The following is a 24,737-nucleotide window of genomic DNA, read 5'->3' as shown; positions in this document are numbered from 1 at the left end:
TATACAATGCCTAACTCAAAATGGCATTTCATACAAACAGATGATTCATCTTATAGTTTGATTTTTTGAAAAGAGAGTAAGAAATAGAGTGAAAGAAGCCTAAAAACCTACAGTAAATCCTGTGCCAAAGATTAACCCTCCTGGAGCTAGTATTTCTAACACTTGTTGAGAGGTAACAGATAGAGATGTGCCATCTTTTACATTCCATGGTTGCTGTTCGAAGGGGACAGCATATCCTAAATTAATATAAAAAGTGCCATTATTACCTACTTTAAAGTTATACCCGGCTTTAATGTTTAAAGTAAAGGCACCGTAAAACTTCATATCAAGTTCTCTAATATCACCATTTGCTGTCTCCAGTTCAAGCAGTATATTATTCACTCCTGATGAATTGGCTACACCTAAGCCAAAAGTAAAGCCCTTATCATACCCTCGGTCATAACGTAAACCAATAGAGGACCTGTAGCCCCAAGTACTTAAGCCTAAACCTGCTTGAATGAAAAGCTTATTTTGAACTCTGTAATTTATCGATCCTCCCAAAAGCCCAGTATAACTGTTAGTGCCGGTACCAATTCCTAAGTAGAGTACGGGTAAGTCGTTAGTTGAAAATTCCTCCTCTTCATAATAATTACCAGACTGTGCGTTCAGCTGAAGTGAAACGGCAAGAATGGCTAAGAGAAGTAGTACTTTTTTCATGTCACAAATATAGCATCAGTTTTAAAAATAGTATTTAACTGGAAGTATAAATCTAAATGGATTTTGGATTTGATGAATTTAAGAACCTATAAACTCACAACCCCAAAGTAAGGAGATCCTTCACTTTATGATAGGTAAGGGCTACTTTGATGCATTCTTGCAATTGTTCTTCAGGTAATTCATCATTCAATTTAAACAGAATAGCTCTGTTACCTTCATAGGTGAATAGGTCTCCATAAACGGTTTTGAAAGTGTTGATCAATCGGCTGTTGCATTGAAAGTACATGGCATATTCATCAGGCGTTTTTGGTTTCCAGTCCATCCGTAAAGTACTCCCAATGCTGGTGATAAAGCTGGGCTCACCCCATTTGAGCTCAATATTCAACTTCTTTATTTCATCAAGTTCTTGAGCTACTGAAATAACCATTTCACGAAGTTTGAGCATTTTTTCTTTTATATGGGAAGGATAAGCTGCGAATACTTGATCCGCAGCTTTTGATGATTTTACAATTAAATTCTTCATATACTTTGCTTCAGTCACTTCACAGCAACATAGAAATCAACTTCTGCATTATTCTTATCCTGAGCTTTTTCACCAAAGACCTCAAAATCGGCTGTATACTTTCTATCCAGGTTCATCTCAAAAATAGAATTCCAATGGTTTACTATGAGGCCATTCATTAAATCACCTTTGGCTGTTGTTTTCACATAATCTCCACCTGAAAAGCTTTTACCCAACATTCCTTCCGGAATGTTGTCTAGAGAATGCACTTTGCAGCCCAGAATGGCGGTATAGGGCTGTGTATAATCTCCTTCATATTCGGTGTAAAGTGAGTAAATAGTATCATCTACTTTATTAGGAATCTGTGTGATCAGGTTCTTTTCGAGAAACTCACCCCAGAGTGCTGCTATCTGTTCGCTGGCTAGGTCATTTTTGTTTGTTGTTCTTACACTGATTCCAATAATTTGGAAAGGATCAATTTTTACTTTTTGCATAACTTTTACATGTTGTTTTATGCAAAAGTATCTGAGGTTGGTGTCATAGGTATGTCAGCATGCTTTTGCCATTTTTCACGGCATTGCTTAAAATATTCATCAAGTGTTAGGTCATGTTTTTCAAAAGTGTCCGCAGTTATTTCTAAATGCTTTATTCTATCTAGTCTAAAGTATCGGAAATCTTGCCTTTTTCTGCAGTAGGCTATCAACACCCAATTATCATGAGTGGTAAGCAGGGCAAAGGGTTCTATGGTGCGTTCGCTTGGCATTCCTTTTTCATCTTCATATTGAATACACACCACTTGCCTGTGGATGATACTCTTTTGAAGGATTAACAGGTTATTACTCGTTTTTTCTTCTGCCGGATTATTCCGGATTTGTAACCTGTCAACAATTTGTGGTTCATCATCTTTTTGATGAGATTTTAAAACTGCTTTAATTTTAGTGATGGCCTGCTGATGGCTTTCTGAAAATGACTTGTCCTTATTTTTGCTGATAAGCTTTTCAGCAATGATAAGTGCGTTGGCTTCATCTTCAGTAAAAGAAACTGGTGGCAATCTGTAGCCATCAACAATAGAATAACCTCGACCTTCTTCTGCTATGATAGGAATTCCTGAAGCTTCCAGCGTTCTAATATCACGGTAAATGGTGCGCAGACTTACGCTGTGCTTTTCAGCCATTTCATTGGCCGTAATCCATTTTTTGGATTGCAAATGAGTAAGTATGGAAGTAAGTCTGACTAATCTGGGTTTGTCCTTTGCCATATCTTCAGATTTTCTAATACAATATACAATCTTTTAGCTATTAGACTTAATATTCAAACTTCCATCTTCCATACTTCTAACTTCCAAAAAACAACCTTTCCAATCTCAACTTAATCTCCTATTTTTGCTGCCTATGCAAGCATTAAAGGAAACCAACTTCAATTTACCTGGTCAACAACATTTCTATCGAGGGAAAGTAAGAGATGTTTATACCACAGCCGATAAGCTAGTGATGGTAGCTTCCGATAGGCTTTCAGCTTTTGATGTGGTTTTGCCAAGGGCCATTCCATTTAAAGGACAGGTGCTTAATCAGATTGCATTAAGAAATTTGCAGGCAACAAAAGATATTGTGCCTAACTGGTTGCAGAGCAGCCCTGATCCGAATGTGAGTATTGGCTTGAAATGTGAGCCTTTTCCGGTGGAAATGGTCATCAGGGGTTATCTGGCCGGTCATGCATGGCGTGAGTATAAAGCAGGAAAAAGAACGTTATGTGGTGTGCCATTGGCGGAAGGTTTAAAGGAAAACGACAAGCTACCTCAGCCTATCATCACCCCAACAACCAAAGCCCATGAAGGGCACGATGAAGATATTTCGCGAGAAGAAATATTAGCACAAGGCTTAGTGAGTGAAGAAGATTACGTGAAGCTTGAAAATTACACTTTTGAGCTTTTTAATAAGGGGACTGAAATGGCAGCCGAACAAGGATTGATTTTGGTAGATACCAAATATGAGTTTGGCAAGCATAATGGTGAAATCTATCTGATAGACGAGATACATACCCCTGATTCGTCAAGATTTTTTTATAAAGATACCTATCGGGAAAACCAGCTGCATGGCAATAAGCAAAAACAATTGAGCAAAGAGTTCGTAAGAGAATGGCTGATAGAGAATGGTTTTCAAGGCAAGGAGGGGCAGCAAATACCTGAAATGACTGATGAGAAGGTAAGTGAAATTTCAAACCGCTATATTGAGCTTTTTGAGAAAGTAACGGGTAGTAATTTTACTCCAAGAGACTATGATAATGTTCAAGAGAACATTGAGCAAAATATTCTCAAAAACATTAAATAAAAACGAAGTGTTAGGTAAAATTAGCAAACGCTAATAACGGTGAAACCTCAAATTATAAATAATAAGGAATCATTGGTGATTCCATTTAATAAATAGAAATAAACAATCGTACATGAAATACTCAATTGATAAAGACGAAAAATACTCATTACTGAAAATAAAAGAAGAGAAGTTAGACTCTTCAGTTTCATCAGAGCTTAAGTCAGATTTAATTACTATGCAGGCGGAAGGTGTTCCAAATGTAATTGTTGACCTTTCTGAAGTAAAATATATCGATTCATCAGGTTTAAGTGCCTTATTAGTAGGTAACAGGGTTTTTGGTGAAGCAGGCGGTACTTTTATTATTGCTGCTCCATCTGAGCATACTGAAAAATTGATCAAGATTTCTCAGTTAGACAAAGTGTTGGATATACTTCCTACAGCACACGAGGCTATTGAGTCTGTATTTATGCATGAGTTGGAGAAAGGTTTAAGTGAAGAAGAGGATTCTGAGGAGGACTAAACTTGCCTTTTGAAGTTCAAATATTAGGCTCAAACTCTGCTGCTCCCGCCCATGGCAGGCATCATACTTCACAGAGTGTGCGCATTCAAAACTACCAGTTTTTGATCGACTGTGGAGAATCGGCACAACTCCAAATGAAACGATATGGAGTAAAGAAAAATCGTTTGAGCCATATTTTTATCAGCCACCTGCATGGTGATCATTTTCTTGGCCTTATGGGCTTACTTTCCACTATGCATCTTAATGGGCGCAAACACGAGCTTACAGTTTATGGCCCAATCGGTTTGGCTGATATCATTACTATCCAGCTAAAATATTCGAATACTCGACTAAGCTATCCGCTCAATTTTGTTGAGCTGCGGAGTGAGCAATCTGAACTCATTCTTGACAATAAGGTCGTTTCAGTCTTCACCATTCCGCTTAAGCATAAAATACAGTGCAATGGTTTTTTATTTAAAGAGAAGCCAAAGCCGAGAAAACTCATCAAGGAAAAGATTGAAAGCGTAGATTTAAAAATTGCTGAAATCAATAGCTTAAAAAACGGAGAAGATGTATTGGATGAGGATGGAAAGCTGAAATACAGTATTGCAGAGTTCACCTTACCTCCAAGAAAAAGCAGAAGTTATGCCTTCTGTTCTGATACCATCTACAATGAAGAAATAATTCCACTCATTAAGGATGTGGATTTACTCTATCACGAATCCACTTTTTTACATGAACTGATTGATAGAGCTAAGCAAACATTTCACACTACTGTTAAGCAAGCAGCTACTATTGCTAAAAAAGCTGATGTACATCGGTTAATTTTAGGCCATTTTTCTAATCGCTATAGGGAGCTTGAACCACTTTTAGCGGAAGCCAGATCTGAATTTAAAGAGTCATATCTGGGTGAGGAAGGATTAACCTTTTACGTGGAGGATTAAAAAATGGAAGTACAGGAACAAAAGGATATCATCCAAAGGAAAAAGAGAAACCTTTTTATAGTGCTTTCAGGAATATTCTTGACCAATGCTTTGTTAGCTGAAATTTTGGGTGTTAAAATTTTCTCAGCTGAAAAAACACTAGGAATGGCACCTGCTCAGATCGAGTTATTTGGAGATTTCATACTGGATTTTAACCTCACTGCTGGAGTAATCATCTGGCCTATAGTTTTTGTTACAACAGACATTATCAATGAATATTTTGGTAAACAAGGGGTACGAAGGATAAGCTTTTTAACTGCTGGCTTTATTACCTATTCTTTTCTGGTGATTTATGGTGTTACTGTTTTAAGCCCTGCCGATTTCTGGATGGAAGTAAATAGTACTGATAATGTAGGAAATGCTTTTAACATCAATTTTGCCTATAAAACTATTTTTAGGCAAGGTTTGGGTATTATAATAGGATCTTTAACCGCCTTTTTGATTGGGCAGTTTTTAGATGTATTGGTTTTTCAAAGACTGAGAAAATATACAGGAGAAGGTAAAATATGGCTTCGGGCTACAGGCTCTACATTAGTAAGTCAGCTAATTGATAGTTTTGTAGTGCTATTTATAGCTTTCTACGTATTTGGCAATTGGACTTTAGAACAAATGCTATCAGTTGGTATTATTAATTACATATACAAAGGAGCTTTAGCCATTCTATTAACACCTTTGCTTTACGTGGCTCATTATTTCATAGATAATTATTTAGGCAAAGACAGTGCTAATGAAATGGCTGAAGAAGCGGCTGATAGCGATTTCTTTTAAGCCTCTCTGAATATATTATCACAAATAATAGCCGTAGCCATAGCGGCATTTAATGATTCCGCTCCTCCTAATTTTGGAATGGTAATAGGATGTTCAATAAACGATAAAAGTGTCTCTCTTATGCCGTTCGATTCATTTCCAATTACTATATAAGCCTCTTTATCAAACTTTGTCTTATGGATATTATCGCCATTGAGTAAAGCGCCATATACGGCTATGCCACTTTGTTCCTTGAAAAAACCTTCTAAATTTCTTCTGAAAACGTTAATCCTAAATATTGAGCCCATGGAAGCACTAATGGTTTTAGGATTAAAAAGCTCCGCAGTAGTTTCGGAACAAATAATGCTCTTTATGCCATACCAATCAGCTATCCTGATGATAGTACCTAAATTACCTGGGTCTCGAATATCATCCAAAACAAGTTGGATGCCTCTGCGTTCGTAAGTAGGTTCAGTAGGAATATGCACTACTGCTAATGCTTTGTCGTTGGATTTGAAACTCCCAAGACTCGCTAACTGCTTATCAGTAACCTCAATTGTTTCTGCGCCAGCTTTTGAAATAATCAGATGATTATCGCTCAGAAATTGTTCGCTGCCAAGAATTGTTTTTACTTTATAGGCTGAATTTAGCAACTCAAGGGTATTTTTCTCTCCTTCAACTATAAATAAGGCTTCTTTTTGCCTGAATTTCTTTAATTGGAGAGATTTAATGAACTTTGCATTATTCTTAGTAAGCACGTTTTCTGTAAGTATAAAATTGGTTAAACAAATTTATAAAATCACCTTCTTAGTTCTAATGGTGTCTTTATCTTCTTGTGTGGGTACTCGTTACCTTGAAGGAGATGAAAAGGTACTATTTAAGCAGAAAATAAAAGGTAATCAAAATATTTCTACTGAAAGATTAAATGACTTCTATACCCAAGAAGCCAACCGTAGACTCCTTTTGTTACCAATTTCGCCATATGTAGCTTTTTATGAGATAGGTTCTAAAAATTATAATCAGGATTCAGTAGTTGCTGAGCTGGAAAGAACAAGAGAAGAATTAGATGCTGCCATAAAGAAGGCAAGAGAAAATGACAAAAGCGGAAAGGCCAAACGGCTAGAAAGAAAGCTTAACAGAAAGGAGGATAAGCTCAGTAAGAAAATTAATGAAGGTAATTTATTAATGAGGTGGGGTGAACCCTTAGCGGTTTATGATACCACTTCATCTCAAAGAACCCAGGAGCAGATTGAGCTATTTGTAAAGTCAAAAGGTTACTTTGATGCCATTGTAACTTATGATACCGAGTTAAAAGGGCTAAATAAAAAACGTGTGCTGGTTACCTATAAAGTTCAGGAAGGTACACCTCATTTTATAGATACTATCTTTTATAATGCCGGACAGGACACAACCATTCAAAAGCTGCTTGTCGAAAACAGAAACGAGAGCATACTCACAGAAGGGCAGAAATATGATCAGGCCGGACTTAGTGCTGAACGAGAAAGAATAGAAATTCTACTCAAGAATAATGGCTATTATGCTTTTACAAGGCAGTTTGTGGAATTTAACGTTTATCAGTCGCCAGATACCAATAACCTTCAATTAGAGGTACTTATCAATAAGCCTGTTAATAAAAGTGTACATAAGCAGTTTAAAATAGATAAGGTAAATTTTACAACTGATGTAAATAGCGCCTATGGTTCTGGGAAAAGAAATGAAGAAGTTTTTAACCGAATAAACTACTATTACTATAAGCCAGCATATAAAAAGAAAATCCTAGATCAGAGGGTTTTTATTAGGCCCAATCAATTATACAGCTTAAACAGTACTTTCAACACACAGCGGCAGCTTGGTAACCTGGATATGTTCCGTTTTGTGAATGTAAAGTACGACACGGCAGGAGGTAATTTCATTGCCAATATTTTCACAAGTCCTCTGGATCAGTATCAGATTAGTAATGAAGTCGGGCTTAACGTAAATGTTTCTTATGGTTTCCCAGGCCCATTTTATAATGCTTCATTTAAGAATAGAAATCCTTTTGGAGGTATTGAAATCTTGGAGTTGTCAGGTAGGGTCGGTTTAGAAGGTGTGGCTAACTTTACTGATCAAACAGCTTTTGCTTATGCTACTGAAGCCAGATTAAATTTAACCTTAACATTTCCCCATTTCTTATTCCCATTAGGTAATGAGCTCAAATCAACCTTTGCTTTGCTAAACCCTAAAACCAAAACAGGTATAGGTTATAACTATACTGACAGGCCTGAATATGACAGGTCAAATTTTAATGCCTCTTTTGGCTATTCCTGGATGAATAGGAAGGACTGGATTTATGATCTCAGAGTAGCTGATTTAAACGTTATCCAATCTGATCTAACAGAAGCTTTCTCTAAAGAGTTAAGAAGACTCGATAGTGTAAGTAGTAGGGGTAGTCAACTTGAAAGGACATTTCGCCCATCTTTTGTATCAAGTAGTTTTATCAATATCGCCAAGAATTTTAATAACTATGGTACTGATAAAGAGCGAGCATCTTTTTTGAAGTACTACTTTGAAACAGGAGGTAACTTACTCAATTTTAAAGGTGTAAGACAGCTTAGTGAAAAGTCCAATTTGGAATTTTATCAGTTTTTAAAATCAAGTGTGGACTTTAGGCACTATTTTCCCTATGGGCGTGAAAGTACTTTTGCTTTCAGAATAAATATGGGCGCAGCCAAACCTTATGGTGCTATTTCAGAAAACACCTTGCCTTACGAAAAGTATTTCTTTGCAGGAGGTAGCAGCAGTATTCGTGCATGGGCTCCTCGAAGATTAGGCCCTGGGAATTTTGCAGCAACAGATGATAATGGTGAATTAAATTATGATTTCGAGCAGTTTGGAGAGATCATATTCGAAACAAGCGTTGAAGTAAGAAGAAACTTGGTTAATTTTTTAGATGGAGCATTGTTTGTAGATGCAGGTAACATTTGGGTTTTTGATCAAACACCAGAAAGAGAAGGTGCGAATTTTGAATTTAATCGCTTCTATAAAGAAATAGCAATAGGAACGGGTGCTGGGTTGAGAATTGATTTCTCCTTCTTGATTCTTCGATTGGATATTGGCTTTAAACTATATGATCCCGCACAGCCTGAAGGAGAAAGGTGGACAGCCGATAAATGGAATTTAGCAGGCGGCAACAATTATAGTCCTACTTATAATATAGGTATAGGATACCCCTTTTAAGCTTTTCTCTTTTTACTGAAAGCTTTTTTAATATCTTCAATTGATTCTTCCATACTATTTCTAATATCATCAAAGGTATCCTGATTATCTTTCGTAAACTGATTAAATTGTTGCGATAATCTATCCTTGTCTTTTTTGAGCTCTTCCAGTCTATTTTTGAGGTCAAGCTTTTCTGAGAAATCAGACTCCTTTAACTCTTTAAATAATTCATCAATTTTTTTGCCTGCTTTGCTAAAGAAAGCCTCAGCACTACCAGTTTGATTATCCATTTCTATTTAGTTTTATCATTATCTCCATCTGCATCAACTAATGATTGTGGTACTCTTTTTTTGTACCACTGCATCATACCAAAGGTAAGTAAAAAACCAGAACCAAAACCTTCAATAATTATAATGAAGGCAATTTTAAAGGGATTCAAATAAAGTCCAAACGGTTCTTTTTCAATTATAGCTTCTAAGAATTCAGGATTGATAAATTGCAGGTATATGAAAACCAGAATAGCAAATACTAAAGATGAACTAGCGGCTGCTACCAATCCTGTGCCTATTCCTTTTAAGTAGTCGAAATCATCATTTTTATGTTTAATACTCCTAACTGCGTAAAAAACACCTGCGGCCATTATTAGTAAGTTGAGTGCTCTTAGATTTAGATTATGTTCTAATCCTGCCAACTTCATGATGAAGAAATAAACTACTAAGCCTATAAGTATGATAAATCCACCTAATAATCCGTTGAATTCTACTGAATCTTTTCTCATAGCTCCTAATCTTTTTAACTATTTAATTAACCGAAAAGTAGACCTTTTGTTCGTTCGCACTATATGTCTTTAAGTATAAAAAAGCCAAAGATTTAACATAACTTACTTTGGAGGTCAACAATTTAGTGTTTACAATTTCTTTTAATTATTAAGCCTTATATTTGTCGCATTACTGAAACTAAAAAGCTCAGATAAATTTGTTTAACATTGATTAAGAGGTTTAAATTTTACATATCAATTTTACTAATAGGTGCCACCCTGTTAGGAGCATGTGCAGGCCACAAAAACAGAAAGAGCCTTCCAAAAAGGAAGCCACTCCCTTGTCCCATAAAAGATTGCTAGTATGAGAAAGATTATTATTGCCATTGACGGATTCTCTGCTTGCGGTAAAAGTAGTACTGCGAAAATGGTCGCAAACAAGCTCGGGTTTAATTATATTGATAGCGGAGCAATGTACCGTGCAGTTACTTACTATTTTATAGAACATTATATTAATCCCTCAAATCCTAAAGAGGTTGAAAAGGCACTGGACAAAATCGATATTTCTTTTATATTCAACGAAAAGCTTGGTTTTAGTGAAACTTATTTGAACGGCAGTAATGTTGAGGGGCATATTAGGAAAATGGAGGTTACACAGCGTGTTAGTGAAATAAGCGCTTTACCTGTAGTTAGGAGAAGACTTGTTGATCAACAACGCAAACTAGGTAAAAAACGGGGCATAGTGATGGATGGCAGAGATATTGGAACCAACGTTTTTCCTGATGCGGAATTAAAGATATTTATGGTGGCCGATTTAACGGTTCGTGCGGGCAGAAGGCAGAAGGAGTTATTAGAGAAAGATCAGCTAGTTGGACTACCAGAAATAAAAGAAAATCTCAAAAAAAGAGATAAAATAGATTCAGAAAGGGAGGAAAACCCTTTGAGAAAGGCCAAGGATGCATATGAAATTGATTCAAGCTATTTAACGCTTGAAGAGCAAGTGGAAAAAGTATTGCAATTGGCCACAGAAAAAATGATTATTCATAATGAGTGATTTAAAAGTAACAATTGATCAAGGTTCAGGCTATTGCTTTGGTGTTGAGTATGCTATAAAAATGGCAGAAGATGCTATGGAAGAAAATGGTAAGCTTTATTGCCTGGGTGATATAGTTCATAATGACCTTGAAGTAAAAAGGCTCAATGCCAAAGGTCTTCAAGTAATAAATTATGATGATTTGAAAGACCTACGTGATTGTCAGGTGCTCATAAGAGCGCATGGTGAGCCGCCTGAGACTTATAGAATTGCCTTAGAGAACAATATTGAGCTAATTGATGCAAGCTGTCCTGTGGTTTTAAAATTACAGAATAGAGTGAAAAATGCTCACGATAAAATGTGTGCTGATGCAGGGCAAACAGTCATTTATGGCAAAAAAGGTCATGCTGAGGTAACAGGACTAACAGGGCAAACAAACGGTAAAGCAATCATCATAATGCATGATGAAGATTTGGACTTAATCGACTACACAAGGCCGGTTACTTTGTTTAGCCAGACAACAAAAAGTACTTCAGGCTTTTATAGAATCAAGGGTCTTATTGAAGAACGGATGCAGTTAGAAAATCCTAATACTCCTTTGAATGAACTAGTGAATTCAAATGATAGTATTTGCAGGCAAGTATCAAACAGAGAACCAAGACTTGTGGAATTTTCAAAAGAACATGATTTAATTTTATTTGTCAGCGGAAAGAAAAGTTCAAACGGAAAGGCACTTTACCAAGTATGTAAGGCCAACAATAAGAATAGTTATTTTATTGAAGATATTAATGAAATCGACTTGAATTGGCTCGATGAAGTTAAAACTGTAGGTATTTGTGGAGCTACTTCTACACCCATGTGGTTGATGGAAAAAGTTAAAACTTACCTTGAAAATACAAAACAACCTGAACCAATGGGTTGTTAACCCACAGATGCCAGTTTTTGGCATGTGCATTAATCGGCTAAATGATTTTTATTAGTTAAAAAATTATTAATTTTGCCACGTTTTCAAACTAGGTCTCATTCGTAAATAACGACATGTCTCAAACCATAAAACTAAAAAAAGGCTTTGATATAAACCTTGCTGGTAAAGCCCAGAATAACGTAACAGATGCTGGTAATCCTGAAACATTTGCGATAAAACCAACTGATTTCCCGAGCATTACCAGACCAAAGCTTCTAGTAGAAGAAGGAGATAAGGTAAAAGCAGGTACTCCTGTACTTTTCGATAAAATGACAGATAAAGTGCTTCATTGTTCTCCTGTAAGCGGTGAAATCGTAGAAGTTAAAAGAGGAGCCAAAAGAAAGTTACTTGAGGTTAAAATCCTTGCTGATAAAGAAATTGAGTATCATACTCATAAAACTTATTCATCATCTGATCTTAAAAGTTTAAGTAAAGAAGATGCAGTAGAACAAATGCTTAAAGGAGGTGTTTGGCCTAATTTGGTGCAGCGCCCTTATGGTATTATTTCAAATGCCGATGAAACTCCTAAAGCTATCTTTGTTTCTTGTTTTGATTCACATCCATTAGCTCCTGATTATAATATTACATTAAAAGGACAGGATGAAGCTTTCAAGGCAGGTCTTGAAGTTCTTAAGAAGCTGACTGATGGTAAGGTTCACCTAAATGTTTCTGCTGACAGAGACAACCCAGCAATGTTCACACAAGCTGAAGGCGTTCAAATCAATAAGATATCTGGAAAACATCCTGCAGGTAATGTTGGTGTTCAGATTCATCATATTGATCCAATTGGTAAGGGAGATTTGATTTGGACTATCAATCCTTACGGGATTGCACAAATCGGTAAGTTATTCCTGGAAGGAAAGTATGATGCTTCTAAAATAGTTGCACTTACCGGATCTGAAGTTAAAAACCCTCAGTATTATAAATCATTTACTGGTTCTTCTATTAAGAACATGGTAAAAGATAATATCAAGTCTGACCATGTAAGGTACATTTCTGGTAATGTTTTGACGGGTGAAAGAATTGATGCTGATGGTTATATTAGTTTCTATGATAATCAGGTAACAGTAATTCCTGAAGGTGACTTTGAAGAATTGCTAGGTTGGATTAAGCCAACTACGTCAAAATTAAGCTTTCATAGAGCAATAGGTTTACTTTCTTTCATGAATCCTAACAAGGAGTATGTGCTTAACACAAATACTAACGGAGAAGAAAGAGCCTTTGTGATGACGGGTGAATTTGAGAAAGTTCTTCCGATGGATATTCTTCCTACTTATCTGTTCAAAGCTATAATGGCAGAGGATTTTGATGAAATGGAAGCACTCGGAATCTTCGAGATAATTGAGGAGGATGTGGCGCTTTGTGAGTTTATAGATGTTTCAAAGCACGACTTACAAGGAATTCTGAGAAAAGGAATCAATTTAATGATAAATGGATAATGATCGCTTTAGCGGTTAGCTTTAATATAGAGTTATAATATGAATCCAATACAAAAGTTCTTCGATAAAATTGAGCCTCTTTTTGAAAAGGGAGGTAAATACGAAAAATACTACACCCTTTATGAAGGCCACAGAACTATATTGTTCCGTCCTAAGCTGGTAACAGGTAAAAAGGGTGTTCAGGTACGTGATGGTAATGACCTGAAAAGAATGATGATTACTGTGGTTTTGGCCATGGTTCCATGTTTACTTTTTGGTATATGGAATGTAGGTCACCAGCATTTTCTAGCAATAGGTGAAACAGCTTCTTTCATGTCTAAAATAGGCGTTGGAGCACTTCAAGTATTACCAATAGTAATTGTTTCATATGCAGCAGGTCTATCAACAGAATTTACCATCTGCGTAATTAGAAACCACCCTGTTAATGAGGGTTACCTGGTTACAGGAATGTTAATAGCCTTAATTATGCCACCTAATATTCCTTTATGGCAGGTTGCATTAGCCACTGTGTTTGCAGTAATTATCGCAAAAGAGGTTTTTGGTGGTACAGGGATGAACATTCTTAACGTAGCACTTACAGCAAGAGCATTTTTATACTTTGCTTACCCTACTGATATTTCTGGTAGCGTTTGGACCTACATTGGTGATGCAACACCAATTGATAGTTACTCAGGTGCTACAGCTTTAGCCGTGGCTTATGATACAGCGGTTAATGGATCCGGAACAGTACTTTCAGCTTTCGCTAATTATTGGGCAGAAGGAATGTATACGTTTAAGAATATGTTTTTAGGAGCTATTCCGGGTTCAGTTGGTGAAACTTCAACACTTTGTGCTTTAGTAGGCGCACTAATTCTTATTATTACAAGAGTTGGTAGCTGGAAGATAATATTTAGTGTATTTGCAGGAGCGTGGTTAATGGGCTTAGGCTTTAATGCTTTAGGTTTAAACGCTTTTATGGAAATGCCTGCTCATTATCATTTAGTGATTGGTGGTTTGGCATTCGGAGCAGTTTTTATGGCTACGGATCCAGTTTCAGCGTCACACACAGAAACAGGTAAATGGATTTACGGATTCCTGATAGGTATATTAACTGTGGTAATCAGAGTGGTTAACCCAGCGTATCCTGAAGGAATTATGTTGGCAATTCTTCTAATGAATGTATTTGCCCCATTAATCGATCATTATGTTGTTCAATCTAATAAAAACAGGAGGTTAAAACGTGCGACAGTCTAATTTATATGTAATCTTATTTTCTGCCATACTTACAATAGTATTAGGTGGATTGTTAGCAGCTACATCTGTAGGTCTAGGTCCAATTCAAGCCAAATCGGTTGAACTTGACACTAAAGGACAGATTTTGGCTGCAGTTATGGAAGTTCCTGAAGGTGCTGATGTTTTGGCTCTTTATGACAAAGTGATTAAATCTGAGGTTCTTAACTATAAAGGTGAGACAGTAACAACAGATGCTGATGGAAATAAAGTTGTTGCCGAGAAGGTTGAAATAGGTAAACAATTTAAGAAACCTGCTGAAGATAGATTATATCCTATTTTTAAGTTTTATGGTGAAGAAGCTACTGACGAAATTAAGTCATACATTCTGCCTGTTTATGGAAATGGTCTTTGGGATAATATTTGGGGATATATTGCCTTGAATACAAAGGGCACAGAAATAGAAGGAGCCGTTTTTGCACATGCTGGTGAAACTCCTGGTTTAGGAGCTAGGATAACTTCTGAGGAAGTGCAAAGCAGGTTCGCTGGGAAAGAGCTTTACAACGAGCAAGGCGAATTTGTATCGGTTGAAATGTTAAAAGGAGAAAATAATCCGCCAAGTAAATTGGACGAGCATCATGTTGATGGTATGTCAGGTGCAACCCTTACTGGTAACGGAGTTACAGATATGCTTAGAAATTACTTCAAGTATTATCAACCTTATTTTAATAAGAAAGAAGGAGCTACAGCTGCTCTTTAATATAAAATATTTGTTATGAGTACAGAAACTGTAGAAAAGAAAGAAGTTAAAGAATCAGAATCTTTACTTTCAAAAAGGAGAAAAAATCTTGTAAAAGATCCTTTGAGTGATGATAACCCAATTACTATTCAGGTATTAGGTATCTGTTCAGCGCTTGCTGTAACTACTCAAATGAAACCAACAATGGTAATGTCAATTGCGGTTATCTTTGTAATCGTATTTTCAAACCTTACTATATCACTAATGAGGAAATTAGTGCCAGGTAGGGTACGTATCATTGTTCAGCTGGCTGTAATTGCTACTTTGGTAACTTTAGTGAATGAAGTGCTTAAGGCTTTTGCTTTTGATATGTATAAAGAATTAAGTGTATTCGTAGGGCTGATTATCACCAACTGTATAGTTATGGGTAGATTGGAAGCCTTTGCAATGGGAAATAAACCTTATGATTCTGTTTTAGATGGTTTAGGAAGTGGTTTAGGTTACGCCTGGATCATTTTGGCCGTAGCATTCTTTAGAGAGCTGTTTGGATCTGGAGCAATTTTCGGATTTAAAGTGTTTGAAGCAATAGGCTTTACTGCTGATGGTTGGATTGGTTTAGATTATCAGGCCAATGGTTTGATGGTAACCCCTGTGGGAGCCTTCTTCATTCTCGGCTTAATCATCTGGGTACAAAGAAATAAAACTGGTTACGTAGAACATTAATCGCTAAAAAAATGGATTTATTAAGTTTAGGTATAAAAGCAATATTTATTGAGAACATGGTATTTGCCTACTTCTTGGGCATGTGTTCTTTCTTAGCGGTTTCAAAAAAGGTGAGTACAGCCTTTGGATTAGGAATGGCTGTTATTTTCGTTTTAACTATCACAGTTCCTATTAACTGGTTATTGCAGGAATATGTATTAAAAGAAGGAGCGTTATCATGGATGGGCGAGAGCTTTGCAACTGTTGATTTAAGCTTCTTGAGTTTTATCATGTTTATTGCGGTAATTGCTTCGATGGTTCAGTTGGTTGAAATGGTCATTGAGAAGTTTTCTCCAGCCTTATATGGCTCATTAGGTATATTCTTGCCGCTAATAGCGGTAAACTGTGCTATTTTAGGTTCGTCATTGTTTATGGCTCAAAGAGATTATACTTTAGCTGAAGCTGGTGTATTTGGTTTCTCTTCTGGAATAGGCTGGTTCTTAGCTATTATTGCGCTAGCTGCGATCAGGGAAAGACTTAAGTACTCGAACGTACCAGATGGCTTAAAAGGCTTAGGAATTACAATGCTTATTACCGGATTAATGGGAATGGCGTTTATGTCTTTTATGGGAATTTCCATATAAGTAAGACTAAATATAATTACAGGAAGCCTTATCAATTTTGATAAGGCTTTTTTTATGTCCATTGATTTAGTGTAGCATTAAAAAGCGTTAACTTCAATATCTGATTTCTGTATAAACCCATCGATATGAATAAACTTGTTAATTACTTCTTTAGAGGGATTTTATTTGTTGCACCTCTTGCATTTACATTTTTAGTACTTGAAGCCATTTTTAATTGGGTTGATAATCTTCTACCCGTTGATATTCCCGGCTTAGGCTTACTGATAATTTTAGGAATAATTGTATCTGTAGGTTACCTGGCTTCTACTTACTTCATGAAACCTATTTTTGAAATGTTTGAGCGCTTCATATCTAAAGTGCCTTTGCTAAGTCTGGTTTACAATTCAATAAAGGATTTGATAGGGGCTTTCGTTGGAGATCAAAGAAAATTTAATAAACCCGTAATTGTCCAGTTTGATGATGGAGGTAATGTAATGAAGCCCGGTTTTATCACTCAGGATGATTTAAGTAACCTTGATCTTCCAGGGTTCTGCTCAGTGTATTTGCCTCATTCATACAACTTCTCTGGTAATATAATCCTTGTAAGAAAAGAACTTATTAAACCATGGGATGCCAATGGTACCGATGCCATGAAATTCATAGTATCTGGAGGAGTTTCTCATGTTGATTAAGATGTAAGATTTATTCAATATATAATAATTAAATTTTAAAAAATATAATTATACTAATAATAAATATGTTTATTATTTAATTATGTAAAGATTTATACATATACATTTGTAATCAATGTATGTATGATATTACCTTTATAGTGAACTATTACTAATAAGGGGGATATATGTCAAGTAATGTAAAAACTGCAACCAAAAAATCGTTCTCTTCTAAATATAGCAGGGAGGATATTGCTATAGGTGTACTTATTGGATTTCAGTGTGTACTTGCTTTAACAGTAATTATATATCACCTAATTTAATTCACCTACTCATTTTGTAATCACCGTTTATAGTCAGTAATTTTCCATATGCAGGAAAAATTATTTACTGTTTATAAATCGTCTGCTGGTAGTGGTAAAACCTACACGCTCGCTAAGTCTTATTTAATACTTGCCCTTCAGTTTCCTGAGAAATATAGAAGAATACTTGCGGTAACTTTTACCAACAAGGCCACCCAAGAGATGAAGGATAGAATAGTAGAAACACTAGCTGAATTCTCCGAAGGTGATATAACCGATATGGGTAAGGATATTATGACAGCCTTAGCCATAACTGCAAACGAATTAGCCAGTCGGTCTGCAGAATTGCTGGCAAAGATTTTACATAACTATTCTCGCTTTGCCATCCAGACAATTGATACTTTCTTCCAGTCAGTGATGAAATCATTTTCCAGAGAACTGGGCCTTCATGGTGATGGCGAATTGTTACTTGATTCTTCCGAAGCCAGAGAGCAGGTAATAGATCTGTTGCTGGAAGACTTAAACAGTAATCAGCATTTGCGGGATTGGTTGCTAGAATTTTCAACAGATAAGTTGGAAAATGCTAAATCTTGGGATGTTCGTAAGGATATCCTTGAATTTAGTAAGCAGCTGACTAACGAAGATTTTTTATCTATTGAGAATGAATTGCTCGGTAGTATAAAAGAGAGTAAGAATATTATTGCCTATAAAAATAAGCTTTTTACTATCACTAATTCTTTTGAGTCAGAAATGGTAAAAATAGGAGAGGAAGCTTTGAAGCTTATCCAGCAACACGGGCTTTCAATAGCAGATTTCAGCTATGGAAAATCCAGTGCAGCTAACTACTTCAATAATATTACAGAAAGTAAATATGAACCAGGCAAGCGTGTTTATGAGGCTATTGAAACAGAAGGCCAAAAGTTAGCTACTAAGACCTCTAAAAGGAAAGAAGAGATAGCGGCTGTAGCCGAAGCTGGCTTATTATCTTATTTTCAAGAGGCTGTATCCTTATATGAAGGAGATTATAAAAAGTATGCTACAGCTAAAGCTATTCTTTCTAATATTTACAGTTTAGGGATTCTTTGGTTGTATCAAAAAAGATTGGTTGAGTACAAAAAGGAAGAAGGCATTCTGTTCATTAATGATGCTACTTTATTTCTTAATAGAATTATAGTCGAAGAAGAAACACCATTTGTTTATGAGAAAATGGGTGCCTTTTATGACCACTTCTTAATTGATGAGTTTCAGGATACATCTGCTTTTCAGTGGAATAACTTTAAACCATTAATAAATAACTCCTTGGATCAAGGTTATACTAACTTAGTGGTAGGTGATGTAAAGCAAAGTATATACCGATGGCGTGGGGGAGATTGGCGTTTGCTGCTTAATGGAATAAAGAATGATGTTCGGGCACATGCCTTTCAAGAACAAAGTCTGGATAGAAATTTCCGCTCTAAACCAGATGTTATCGATTTCAATAATCAGCTATTTGAGAAGCTTCCAGCTTTACTTCAACAACATATCACTACTGAAATAGGAGATGAAAATTTAGCGCTAGACCTACATGATAAAATAAATTCTTTTACTGAGGCGTATAAAGAGGTTTTTCAGCAAAAAAGAGATGCCTATGATGCTGAGGGGTATATCAACATCAAATTCTTCGATAAGGAAGTTGATGACCAGAGTTGGAAAGAACGGGCCTTAGCTAAGCTTTTGAAGGATTTACAATCACTGCAAGATAAAGGCATACAGTTATCAGATATTGCCATTTTAGTGCGCAAGGCTGCTCATGGAAAAGAAATTAATGATTTCCTACTTCAGTATCAGCAGCATAATGATTCAAAATATAGTTATGAGGTGATCTCAAATGAATCACTTTATTTGAGTGCTTCTCTATTGGTAAATTTTATTCTTAATTGTTTTCGATATCTCTACTCGCCAAATAATAGAGTGGCTTTAGCACAGGTAGTGTATTACTATCAGAAAATTGTCTGTGGTAATCATGCTGAGGAGCACGAGCTACTTCATGCCTGCAATGATAAACATGATATATCGCAGATTCAGGAGTTGTTACCTAAGTCATTTCTTGAAAATAGAGAGGACCTTTTAAATAGTAACCTTCTTGATTTGAGTGAACGCCTGATTCAGTACTTTCAACTTGGAAGTCAATCAGATGAGATTCCATATTTACAAGCCTTTCAGGATGTATTACTCGAGTTTGGTAATAAAGGTGATATTCAGGATTTTTTAGAATGGTGGGAAACTAATCAGACCAAATATGCTGTAAAAATCCCCGAATCAACTGAAGCTATTCGCTTGCTAACAGTTCATAAATCAAAAGGATTACAGTTTAAAGTTGTACTGATACCTTTTCTGGATTGGCCACTTAACCATGGTAGTAAAGGGCCAATTTTATGGCTGCCTTCAGCTGTGGAAGAGTTACCGAAAGATATTCCTTATATGCCGATTAAACATAGCGGTAGGGCTCTTAAACAATCATATTTTGCTGAAGAATTCTGGGAAGAGGAAATCAAGAGTTATTTGGATAACCTCAACCTACTTTATGTCGCATTTACGCGGGCAGAGGATGCTTTGATTGTAACCGGGCAGAAAAAGGCCGGCAGTAAGCAGATAGCTGGTGTAGTAGAAAATGTGCTAGCGGAAACGGAATTTTGGGATGACAAGAATAGTATTTATGAAAAAGGTAGCTTTGAATTTTCTAAAGGCAAACGATCTGATGAGCATCTAAAATCTGAAGCAATTTATTTAAGGAACTACCCAAGTTTTAACTGGAACCAGAAGCTTGAAATACGAAAAGGAAAGGCGCTAAAGCTGAGTGAAGAAAAGCTAGAAACAAAACGAAAGATTAATGTTGGGCTGTTAGTGCATGAGGTCTTTTCCAGAATGAAACATATCACCGATAAGGAAAAGGTTTTGCAAGAACTATGGAGTGAGAATGCACTTTCTCAGCAAGAACTTGATCAGGTTAATGAATTGGTATTGAATAATCTGGATAAGAATGAAGCATTTAGTAAATGGTTTAACACCAGCTGGGAAGTAAGAACGGAGGTTCCCATAGTAAATCCTAAAGGTAAAGATATAAGGATTGATAGGGTACATATAAATGGTAATCAGGTTGAGATTATCGATTTTAAAACAGGAGCTAAAAAAGCGGCAGATATTAAACAGGTCAAAACCTATCAATCAGTTTTAAGAACTATGGGCTTTGAGAAAGTGAATGGTTACTTGGCTTATCTTGATCCTTTTGAAATTGTAGAAGTAAAATGAGCAGTCTAAGCAGTCATCAAAATAATTCGGTTCATAAAAGCTTTTTACAAGAACTAGCTGCTGATTTATATGGTCAGTATGGTAATGATCTATCTCATCAGAAGATAGTGTTTCCAAATAAAAGAGCAGGGTTGTTTTTCAATCAAGCATTGAAGGAGTTAGTTTCTCAACCAATCTGGGGACCTGAAATCATGAGCTTTGAGGAGCTGGTGAAGAGTCATTCTACCCTTAGTGTGCCTGATAAAATCACCCTCATTTTTAAAATGCATGAAGTCTTTCAGAAGCACAGCCCTTTTCAGGAGAATTTTGAGCAATTCTTCTTTTGGGGAGATCTGCTTATTAAAGACTTTAATGATGTAGATCAATACATGGCTGATGCCAGGCCTCTTTTCGCCAATTTGGCCGAGTGGAAGGCTATTACTTCAACCACTGATTTCTTATCGGAAGAGCAGATTGCTTTAATAGAGCAATTCTGGAGTAACTTTGAACAACGACCCACTGAAGCTAAAGAGAAGTTCAGAAAAACATGGGATATCCTCTTTAAGGTTTATGTAGATTTCAAAAAAGAGCTCATGGCTCAAAAGTTAGGCTATACGGGCATGTTATATCGTCAGTTGGCAGAAGATATTATTTCCGGAAAATATACTATATCAGATAAGCTGATTTTTGCCGGTTTTAATGCCTTAACAAAAGCCGAAGAATACATAATGTCTAATGCCGTTTCAAATGGTAATGCACAGGTTTTCTGGGACTTGGATGCTTACTATGCCGGGGATAAACAGTTGCATCAGGAAGCAGGTAATTTTTTCAGAGATTACAGGAAGCATACCATTCTTGGTAATACATTTCCCAAAGATTTGCCAGCAAGTATCAAGCATGAAACAAAGGAGGTAAACTTAATAGAAGTTTCAGGAAATTTGGGTCAAACCAAGTTACTGGGCGAGCAATTACAACAGGCAGACCTCAGCAATCCTGAAAAAACAGCTGTTATATTAGGTGATGAGTCTTTACTTTTTTCGGTGTTGCATGCTATCCCGGAAAAGGTGGATAAGGTAAATGTTACCATGGGTTACCCTCTAAAGTATTCATCAATCTATAGTTTGCTGATCAGCTGTCTTTACCTACAAAAGAATAAGCGGCTCAGTAAAAAATCGCTTGATTTTAATCATCGTGATGTACTCAAAATACTTAAACATCCTTTGGTTTTATCTTTTGATAGAGATTTCACCAAAGCCAAGATTCATGAAATTGAAAGTACCAATAAGGTAAGGATTGGACTGAAAGAATTGAATGAGAACAGGCATGAATTATTTCGATTGATATTTTCTGATGCTTCAGATAACTATTTCAGCTATTTGAAAGAGCTTATTCTCATCTGTTATCCTGAAGATGATGAAAGCATTGAATTGGGCTTTTTTAACGACTTACATGCACATGTAGCCAGGTTAGAGCAGATAGTAAATGATTTTAAGCTGTCTTTAGGGCTTGATGCGCTTATTAGGTTGCTAAATAGAATCATCCAGTCAATCAGGGTGCCATTCTCGGGTGAACCATTACAAGGTTTACAGTTGATGGGTGTGTTGGAATCTAGAAATCTTGATTTTGAAGAGGTGCATTTACTTTCCATGAATGAAGATAACTTCCCTGCTAAAGGAAATACGCAATCATTCATACCCTATAATATTAGAAAGGCCTATGGTTTACCTACTATGGACCAACATGATGCCATATATGCCTACTTGTTTTATAGACTATTGCACAGATGTAAAAAACTCAATATATACTATAACGCTGAAGGAAGTAATGGCAAAGGGGGTGAGCCGAGTCGTTTTATTAAGCAACTGATTTATGAGTCAGGCAATACGGCTATTCAACTTAAGCACAAAACATTATCTGCATCTGGCAAGGTTCAAATGCCATTAGAAATTAGTATCCCTAAGAATAAGGATGTAAAAAATATTTTAATGGAATATACCGTACCGAGTGCCAGAAAACTTTCTGCTTCGGCTATTAAAATTTACCTGGATTGCAGATTGAAGTTCTACTACAGATACATTGCTGGTTTGAAAGAGCCGGATGAGGTTCAGGAGAAGCTGGATGCTGCTGCATTTGGTAATATACTTCATAATAGCTTAGAAGATTTATACACACCATTTGTTGGTGAAGAGGCTTTAGATAAGGCTGCAATTGAAGGCTTAAAAAAGAAAGAGCTTAAGGCAATAGTAGAGCAGAGGTTTGCAGAAGAATATGGAAGCAATGCTGAAGACTTTGTTTTTGAGGGTAGAAATATCATTGCTCGTGATATGCTGCTTAAAATGATTACAAGGATGCTCGATTATGATATTTCTCTGGCGCCAATTCAAATTTTGGAACTTGAGGAGAAAGACGAATACATAATAGGCCAAGCTGTTAAGCCTGATTTAGAAGTGTTCATGGATGCTAAAATTGACAGACTTGATAAGGTAGGCAACACCATTAGGGTCATTGATTATAAATCAGGAGGTGATGATCTTAAATTTCCTGATATTCCTTCACTTTTTGACAGGGATCATAATAAACGCAATGGAGCCGCCATGCAAACGCTTTTTTACTCTTATTTATATTTTAAGAAAAAGGGTGTTTTAAATAGTGAAGCCATTCAGCCGGGACTCTATGCGGGTAAGTACATCTTTAAAGATGACTTTAGTGAAAAGCTAATTTTAAAAGAAGATAAAGGCAGGGAGATGCCGGTTTCAGATGCTATTCCTTTTATGGAGCGTTTTGAAGAAGAACTTAATATTCTTTTGGAGGAAATGTTTGCCAGCGACCAGCCTTTCGATCAAACCGATGATCTGGATAAATGCAAATGGTGCCCTTATAGCACCATCTGCAATAGGTAACTTAATCTTAAAAATGCTGCCAGCCTTGAGCTTTTAATTGAATGGCGTTACCATTGTTGGTTACTAAGTTAAGTCCATTATCCTTTTCATTGATGTAGCCAATAAAATGGATGTCTGGATGATTCTTAACTTTCTCAAAATCTTCTTGTGAAATAGTGAAAAGTAATTCGTAGTCTTCACCTCCATTGAGTACGGCTGTATTGGTGTCTAATTTAAATTCAGCTGCTGCCTCCTGCATTGCAGAAGCAAAAGGTAGTTTATCTTCGTGTATATTTAAACCTACTCCGGACTGCGTGGCAATATGATGTAACTCAGAAGCTAAACCATCCGAAATATCAATCATGGATGTAGGGACAATACTTAAATCATCCAATTCATGAATCAAATCTAACCGAGCTTCAGGTTTGAGTTGTCGGCCAACTATATATTGGTACTTATCTAATTCTGGCTGCATTTCAGGGTTCTGCAAGTAGGTCTGCTTTTCTCTTTCAAGAATTTGTAGTCCCATATAAGCACCACCTAAGTCACCAGTGACACAAATGATATCGTTCACTTTGGCACCGTTTCTATAAGCTACTTTGCCTTTCTCTGCCTTACCAATGGCTGTAACAGAAATGACCAGGCCAGCATTAGAAGCTGTGGTGTCACCACCCACTAAATCAACATGGTAGGCCTCACATGCGGCATGAACACCTTCATAGAAAGCATCAATGGCTTCTACAGAAAATCTATTGCTAAGTGCGAGGCTAACAGTTATTTGCTCAGCAATGCCATTCATAGCAGCAATGTCCGATACATTAACTGCCACCGCCTTGTATCCCAAATGCTGAATAGGATGGTAACTTAGATCGAAATGAATACCTTCAACAAGCATATCGGTGGATACAAGTTGAAAATGACTTCCCATATCTAATACTGCAGCATCATCACCAATTCCTTTAAAAGTACTTTGTACCTTATTAGTGAATTTTTTAGATATATTCTCAATTAAGCCGAATTCACCTAATTTACTTACTTCCGTTCTTTGTTGCTCACTCATGTTGTTTTTGGCTTTCGTTATGAAATTCCTATTTTTACTTTATGAAAATAAAGCTATTTAAAATATTGATGCTCACCTTATTAGGTGCTTTTATTTTTTCCAGTTGTGCTAAACACTCATTTCAGACTCGCAAAGGTAAAAAGAAGCTGAAGTATTATAAT

The 24,737-nt window shown here is 36.3% G+C and carries 23 protein-coding genes; 15 read left to right on the top strand and 8 right to left on the bottom strand.

The features are described from left to right. Positions 1 to 99 precede the first annotated feature (99 nt). From JKP34_RS15695 to JKP34_RS15680, 4 genes are all read right to left on the bottom strand, one after another. On the bottom strand, positions 100 to 696 hold the full coding sequence (locus tag JKP34_RS15695; protein ID WP_201923555.1) for a hypothetical protein: 597 nt from the start codon (positions 694 to 696) through the stop codon (positions 100 to 102). Positions 697 to 790: 94 nt separating this feature from the next. Continuing rightward, positions 791 to 1,219, bottom strand: coding sequence for a DUF1801 domain-containing protein (locus JKP34_RS15690; protein ID WP_201923553.1), 429 nt, complete (start codon positions 1,217 to 1,219; stop codon positions 791 to 793). Positions 1,220 to 1,233: 14 nt separating this feature from the next. Further along, complete coding sequence (locus tag JKP34_RS15685) at positions 1,234 to 1,692, bottom strand: GyrI-like domain-containing protein (protein ID WP_201923551.1); 459 nt, start codon at positions 1,690 to 1,692, stop codon at positions 1,234 to 1,236. Positions 1,693 to 1,709: 17 nt separating this feature from the next. Continuing rightward, positions 1,710 to 2,456: a helix-turn-helix transcriptional regulator gene (locus JKP34_RS15680; protein ID WP_201923549.1), complete on the bottom strand. Its 747-nt coding sequence runs from the start codon at positions 2,454 to 2,456 to the stop codon at positions 1,710 to 1,712. Between the two features lie 133 nt (positions 2,457 to 2,589). Between JKP34_RS15680 and JKP34_RS15675 the strand changes: the two genes are divergently transcribed. The 4 genes from JKP34_RS15675 (at position 2,590) to JKP34_RS15660 (ending at position 5,757) form a co-directional block, all read left to right on the top strand. Continuing rightward, entirely contained in the window at positions 2,590 to 3,525 is a 936-nt protein-coding gene (locus JKP34_RS15675) for a phosphoribosylaminoimidazolesuccinocarboxamide synthase (RefSeq protein WP_201923547.1), read from the top strand. A gap of 112 nt (positions 3,526 to 3,637) precedes the next feature. Continuing rightward, entirely contained in the window at positions 3,638 to 4,027 is a 390-nt protein-coding gene (locus JKP34_RS15670; RefSeq protein WP_201923545.1) for an STAS domain-containing protein, read from the top strand. Positions 4,028 to 4,029: 2 nt separating this feature from the next. Continuing rightward, entirely contained in the window at positions 4,030 to 4,950 is a 921-nt protein-coding gene (locus JKP34_RS15665; protein WP_201923543.1) for a ribonuclease Z, read from the top strand. Positions 4,951 to 4,953: 3 nt separating this feature from the next. After that, positions 4,954 to 5,757 carry a queuosine precursor transporter gene (locus JKP34_RS15660; protein WP_201923541.1) on the top strand — a complete coding sequence of 268 codons (804 nt, stop codon included), beginning with the start codon at positions 4,954 to 4,956 and terminating at the stop codon, positions 5,755 to 5,757. Here JKP34_RS15660 and JKP34_RS18390 read toward each other — a convergent pair. Next, complete coding sequence (locus tag JKP34_RS18390) at positions 5,754 to 6,494, bottom strand: TrmH family RNA methyltransferase (RefSeq protein WP_201923539.1); 741 nt, start codon at positions 6,492 to 6,494, stop codon at positions 5,754 to 5,756. The two genes, JKP34_RS15660 and JKP34_RS18390, sit on opposite strands and share 4 nt — an antisense overlap. A 19-nt stretch (positions 6,495 to 6,513) precedes the next feature. Here JKP34_RS18390 and tamL point away from each other — a divergent pair, with 19 nt between their 5' ends. Further along, positions 6,514 to 8,952: a translocation and assembly module lipoprotein TamL gene (tamL, locus tag JKP34_RS15650; RefSeq protein WP_201923537.1), complete on the top strand. Its 2,439-nt coding sequence runs from the start codon at positions 6,514 to 6,516 to the stop codon at positions 8,950 to 8,952. Here the strand turns inward: tamL and JKP34_RS15645 are convergent. After that, complete coding sequence (locus JKP34_RS15645; protein WP_201923535.1) at positions 8,949 to 9,221, bottom strand: sll1863 family stress response protein; 273 nt, start codon at positions 9,219 to 9,221, stop codon at positions 8,949 to 8,951. The genes tamL and JKP34_RS15645 overlap by 4 nt on opposite strands. A gap of 2 nt (positions 9,222 to 9,223) precedes the next feature. Continuing rightward, positions 9,224 to 9,709, bottom strand: coding sequence for a DUF4199 domain-containing protein (locus tag JKP34_RS15640; protein WP_201923533.1), 486 nt, complete (start codon positions 9,707 to 9,709; stop codon positions 9,224 to 9,226). A gap of 343 nt (positions 9,710 to 10,052) precedes the next feature. Between JKP34_RS15640 and cmk the strand changes: the two genes are divergently transcribed. From cmk to JKP34_RS15590, 10 genes are all read left to right on the top strand, one after another. Next, entirely contained in the window at positions 10,053 to 10,742 is a 690-nt protein-coding gene (gene cmk / locus JKP34_RS15635; protein ID WP_201923532.1) for a (d)CMP kinase, read from the top strand. Next, positions 10,735 to 11,646: a 4-hydroxy-3-methylbut-2-enyl diphosphate reductase gene (locus JKP34_RS15630; RefSeq protein WP_201923529.1), complete on the top strand. Its 912-nt coding sequence runs from the start codon at positions 10,735 to 10,737 to the stop codon at positions 11,644 to 11,646. Before cmk ends, JKP34_RS15630 begins: the two co-directional genes overlap by 8 nt. A gap of 113 nt (positions 11,647 to 11,759) precedes the next feature. Next, entirely contained in the window at positions 11,760 to 13,124 is a 1,365-nt protein-coding gene (locus JKP34_RS15625) for a Na(+)-translocating NADH-quinone reductase subunit A (protein WP_201923528.1), read from the top strand. A gap of 39 nt (positions 13,125 to 13,163) precedes the next feature. Then, a complete protein-coding gene (locus JKP34_RS15620; RefSeq protein WP_201923526.1) occupies positions 13,164 to 14,357 on the top strand; it encodes an NADH:ubiquinone reductase (Na(+)-transporting) subunit B in 1,194 nt (397 codons plus the stop codon). Next, positions 14,344 to 15,093, top strand: a complete 750-nt coding sequence (gene nqrC, locus JKP34_RS15615) for an NADH:ubiquinone reductase (Na(+)-transporting) subunit C (protein WP_201923524.1) — start codon at positions 14,344 to 14,346, stop codon at positions 15,091 to 15,093. Before JKP34_RS15620 ends, nqrC begins: the two co-directional genes overlap by 14 nt. 15 nt (positions 15,094 to 15,108) lie before the next feature. Then, complete coding sequence (locus tag JKP34_RS15610) at positions 15,109 to 15,795, top strand: NADH:ubiquinone reductase (Na(+)-transporting) subunit D (protein WP_201923523.1); 687 nt, start codon at positions 15,109 to 15,111, stop codon at positions 15,793 to 15,795. A gap of 11 nt (positions 15,796 to 15,806) precedes the next feature. After that, the gene (gene nqrE, locus JKP34_RS15605) at positions 15,807 to 16,418 is read left to right on the top strand and encodes an NADH:ubiquinone reductase (Na(+)-transporting) subunit E (RefSeq protein ID WP_201923521.1); all 612 of its coding nucleotides are present in this window, start codon (positions 15,807 to 15,809) and stop codon (positions 16,416 to 16,418) included. Positions 16,419 to 16,543: 125 nt separating this feature from the next. Continuing rightward, positions 16,544 to 17,089, top strand: a complete 546-nt coding sequence (locus JKP34_RS15600) for a DUF502 domain-containing protein (RefSeq protein WP_201923519.1) — start codon at positions 16,544 to 16,546, stop codon at positions 17,087 to 17,089. A 350-nt stretch (positions 17,090 to 17,439) separates the two neighbouring features. Next, entirely contained in the window at positions 17,440 to 20,658 is a 3,219-nt protein-coding gene (locus JKP34_RS15595) for a UvrD-helicase domain-containing protein (RefSeq protein WP_201923517.1), read from the top strand. Beyond that, on the top strand, positions 20,655 to 23,537 hold the full coding sequence (locus JKP34_RS15590; RefSeq protein ID WP_201923515.1) for a PD-(D/E)XK nuclease family protein: 2,883 nt from the start codon (positions 20,655 to 20,657) through the stop codon (positions 23,535 to 23,537). Before JKP34_RS15595 ends, JKP34_RS15590 begins: the two co-directional genes overlap by 4 nt. A 7-nt stretch (positions 23,538 to 23,544) precedes the next feature. On the opposite strand, the gene thiL is transcribed toward JKP34_RS15590, so the two are convergent. Beyond that, the gene (thiL, locus tag JKP34_RS15585; protein ID WP_201923513.1) at positions 23,545 to 24,576 is read right to left on the bottom strand and encodes a thiamine-phosphate kinase; all 1,032 of its coding nucleotides are present in this window, start codon (positions 24,574 to 24,576) and stop codon (positions 23,545 to 23,547) included. Positions 24,577 to 24,737: the final 161 nt, after the last annotated feature.

Origin of the sequence: Marivirga atlantica (genome assembly GCF_016734805.1) — a bacterium.
Classification (GTDB): Bacteria; Bacteroidota; Bacteroidia; order Cytophagales; family Cyclobacteriaceae; genus Marivirga; species Marivirga atlantica.
The sequence above is the reverse complement of the archived record's forward strand: the minus strand, read 5'-3'. Positions and strand labels throughout refer to the sequence as shown.

Coding starts and splice junctions, on each gene's coding strand:
- JKP34_RS15620 (WP_201923526.1), top strand. CDS start 13,164: ATGAATCCAATACAAAAGTTCTTCGATAAAATTGAGCCTCTTTTTGAA.
- JKP34_RS15630 (WP_201923529.1), top strand. CDS start 10,735: ATGAGTGATTTAAAAGTAACAATTGATCAAGGTTCAGGCTATTGCTTT.
- JKP34_RS15680 (WP_201923549.1), bottom strand. CDS start 2,456: ATGGCAAAGGACAAACCCAGATTAGTCAGACTTACTTCCATACTTACT.
- JKP34_RS15625 (WP_201923528.1), top strand. CDS start 11,760: ATGTCTCAAACCATAAAACTAAAAAAAGGCTTTGATATAAACCTTGCT.
- JKP34_RS15695 (WP_201923555.1), bottom strand. CDS start 696: ATGAAAAAAGTACTACTTCTCTTAGCCATTCTTGCCGTTTCACTTCAG.
- JKP34_RS15640 (WP_201923533.1), bottom strand. CDS start 9,709: ATGAGAAAAGATTCAGTAGAATTCAACGGATTATTAGGTGGATTTATC.
- JKP34_RS15595 (WP_201923517.1), top strand. CDS start 17,440: ATGCAGGAAAAATTATTTACTGTTTATAAATCGTCTGCTGGTAGTGGT.
- JKP34_RS15610 (WP_201923523.1), top strand. CDS start 15,109: ATGAGTACAGAAACTGTAGAAAAGAAAGAAGTTAAAGAATCAGAATCT.
- nqrE (WP_201923521.1), top strand. CDS start 15,807: ATGGATTTATTAAGTTTAGGTATAAAAGCAATATTTATTGAGAACATG.
- JKP34_RS15660 (WP_201923541.1), top strand. CDS start 4,954: ATGGAAGTACAGGAACAAAAGGATATCATCCAAAGGAAAAAGAGAAAC.
- JKP34_RS15590 (WP_201923515.1), top strand. CDS start 20,655: ATGAGCAGTCTAAGCAGTCATCAAAATAATTCGGTTCATAAAAGCTTT.
- JKP34_RS15600 (WP_201923519.1), top strand. CDS start 16,544: ATGAATAAACTTGTTAATTACTTCTTTAGAGGGATTTTATTTGTTGCA.
- JKP34_RS15690 (WP_201923553.1), bottom strand. CDS start 1,219: ATGAAGAATTTAATTGTAAAATCATCAAAAGCTGCGGATCAAGTATTC.
- thiL (WP_201923513.1), bottom strand. CDS start 24,576: ATGAGTGAGCAACAAAGAACGGAAGTAAGTAAATTAGGTGAATTCGGC.
- JKP34_RS15645 (WP_201923535.1), bottom strand. CDS start 9,221: ATGGATAATCAAACTGGTAGTGCTGAGGCTTTCTTTAGCAAAGCAGGC.
- cmk (WP_201923532.1), top strand. CDS start 10,053: ATGAGAAAGATTATTATTGCCATTGACGGATTCTCTGCTTGCGGTAAA.
- JKP34_RS15675 (WP_201923547.1), top strand. CDS start 2,590: ATGCAAGCATTAAAGGAAACCAACTTCAATTTACCTGGTCAACAACAT.
- JKP34_RS15670 (WP_201923545.1), top strand. CDS start 3,638: ATGAAATACTCAATTGATAAAGACGAAAAATACTCATTACTGAAAATA.
- JKP34_RS15685 (WP_201923551.1), bottom strand. CDS start 1,692: ATGCAAAAAGTAAAAATTGATCCTTTCCAAATTATTGGAATCAGTGTA.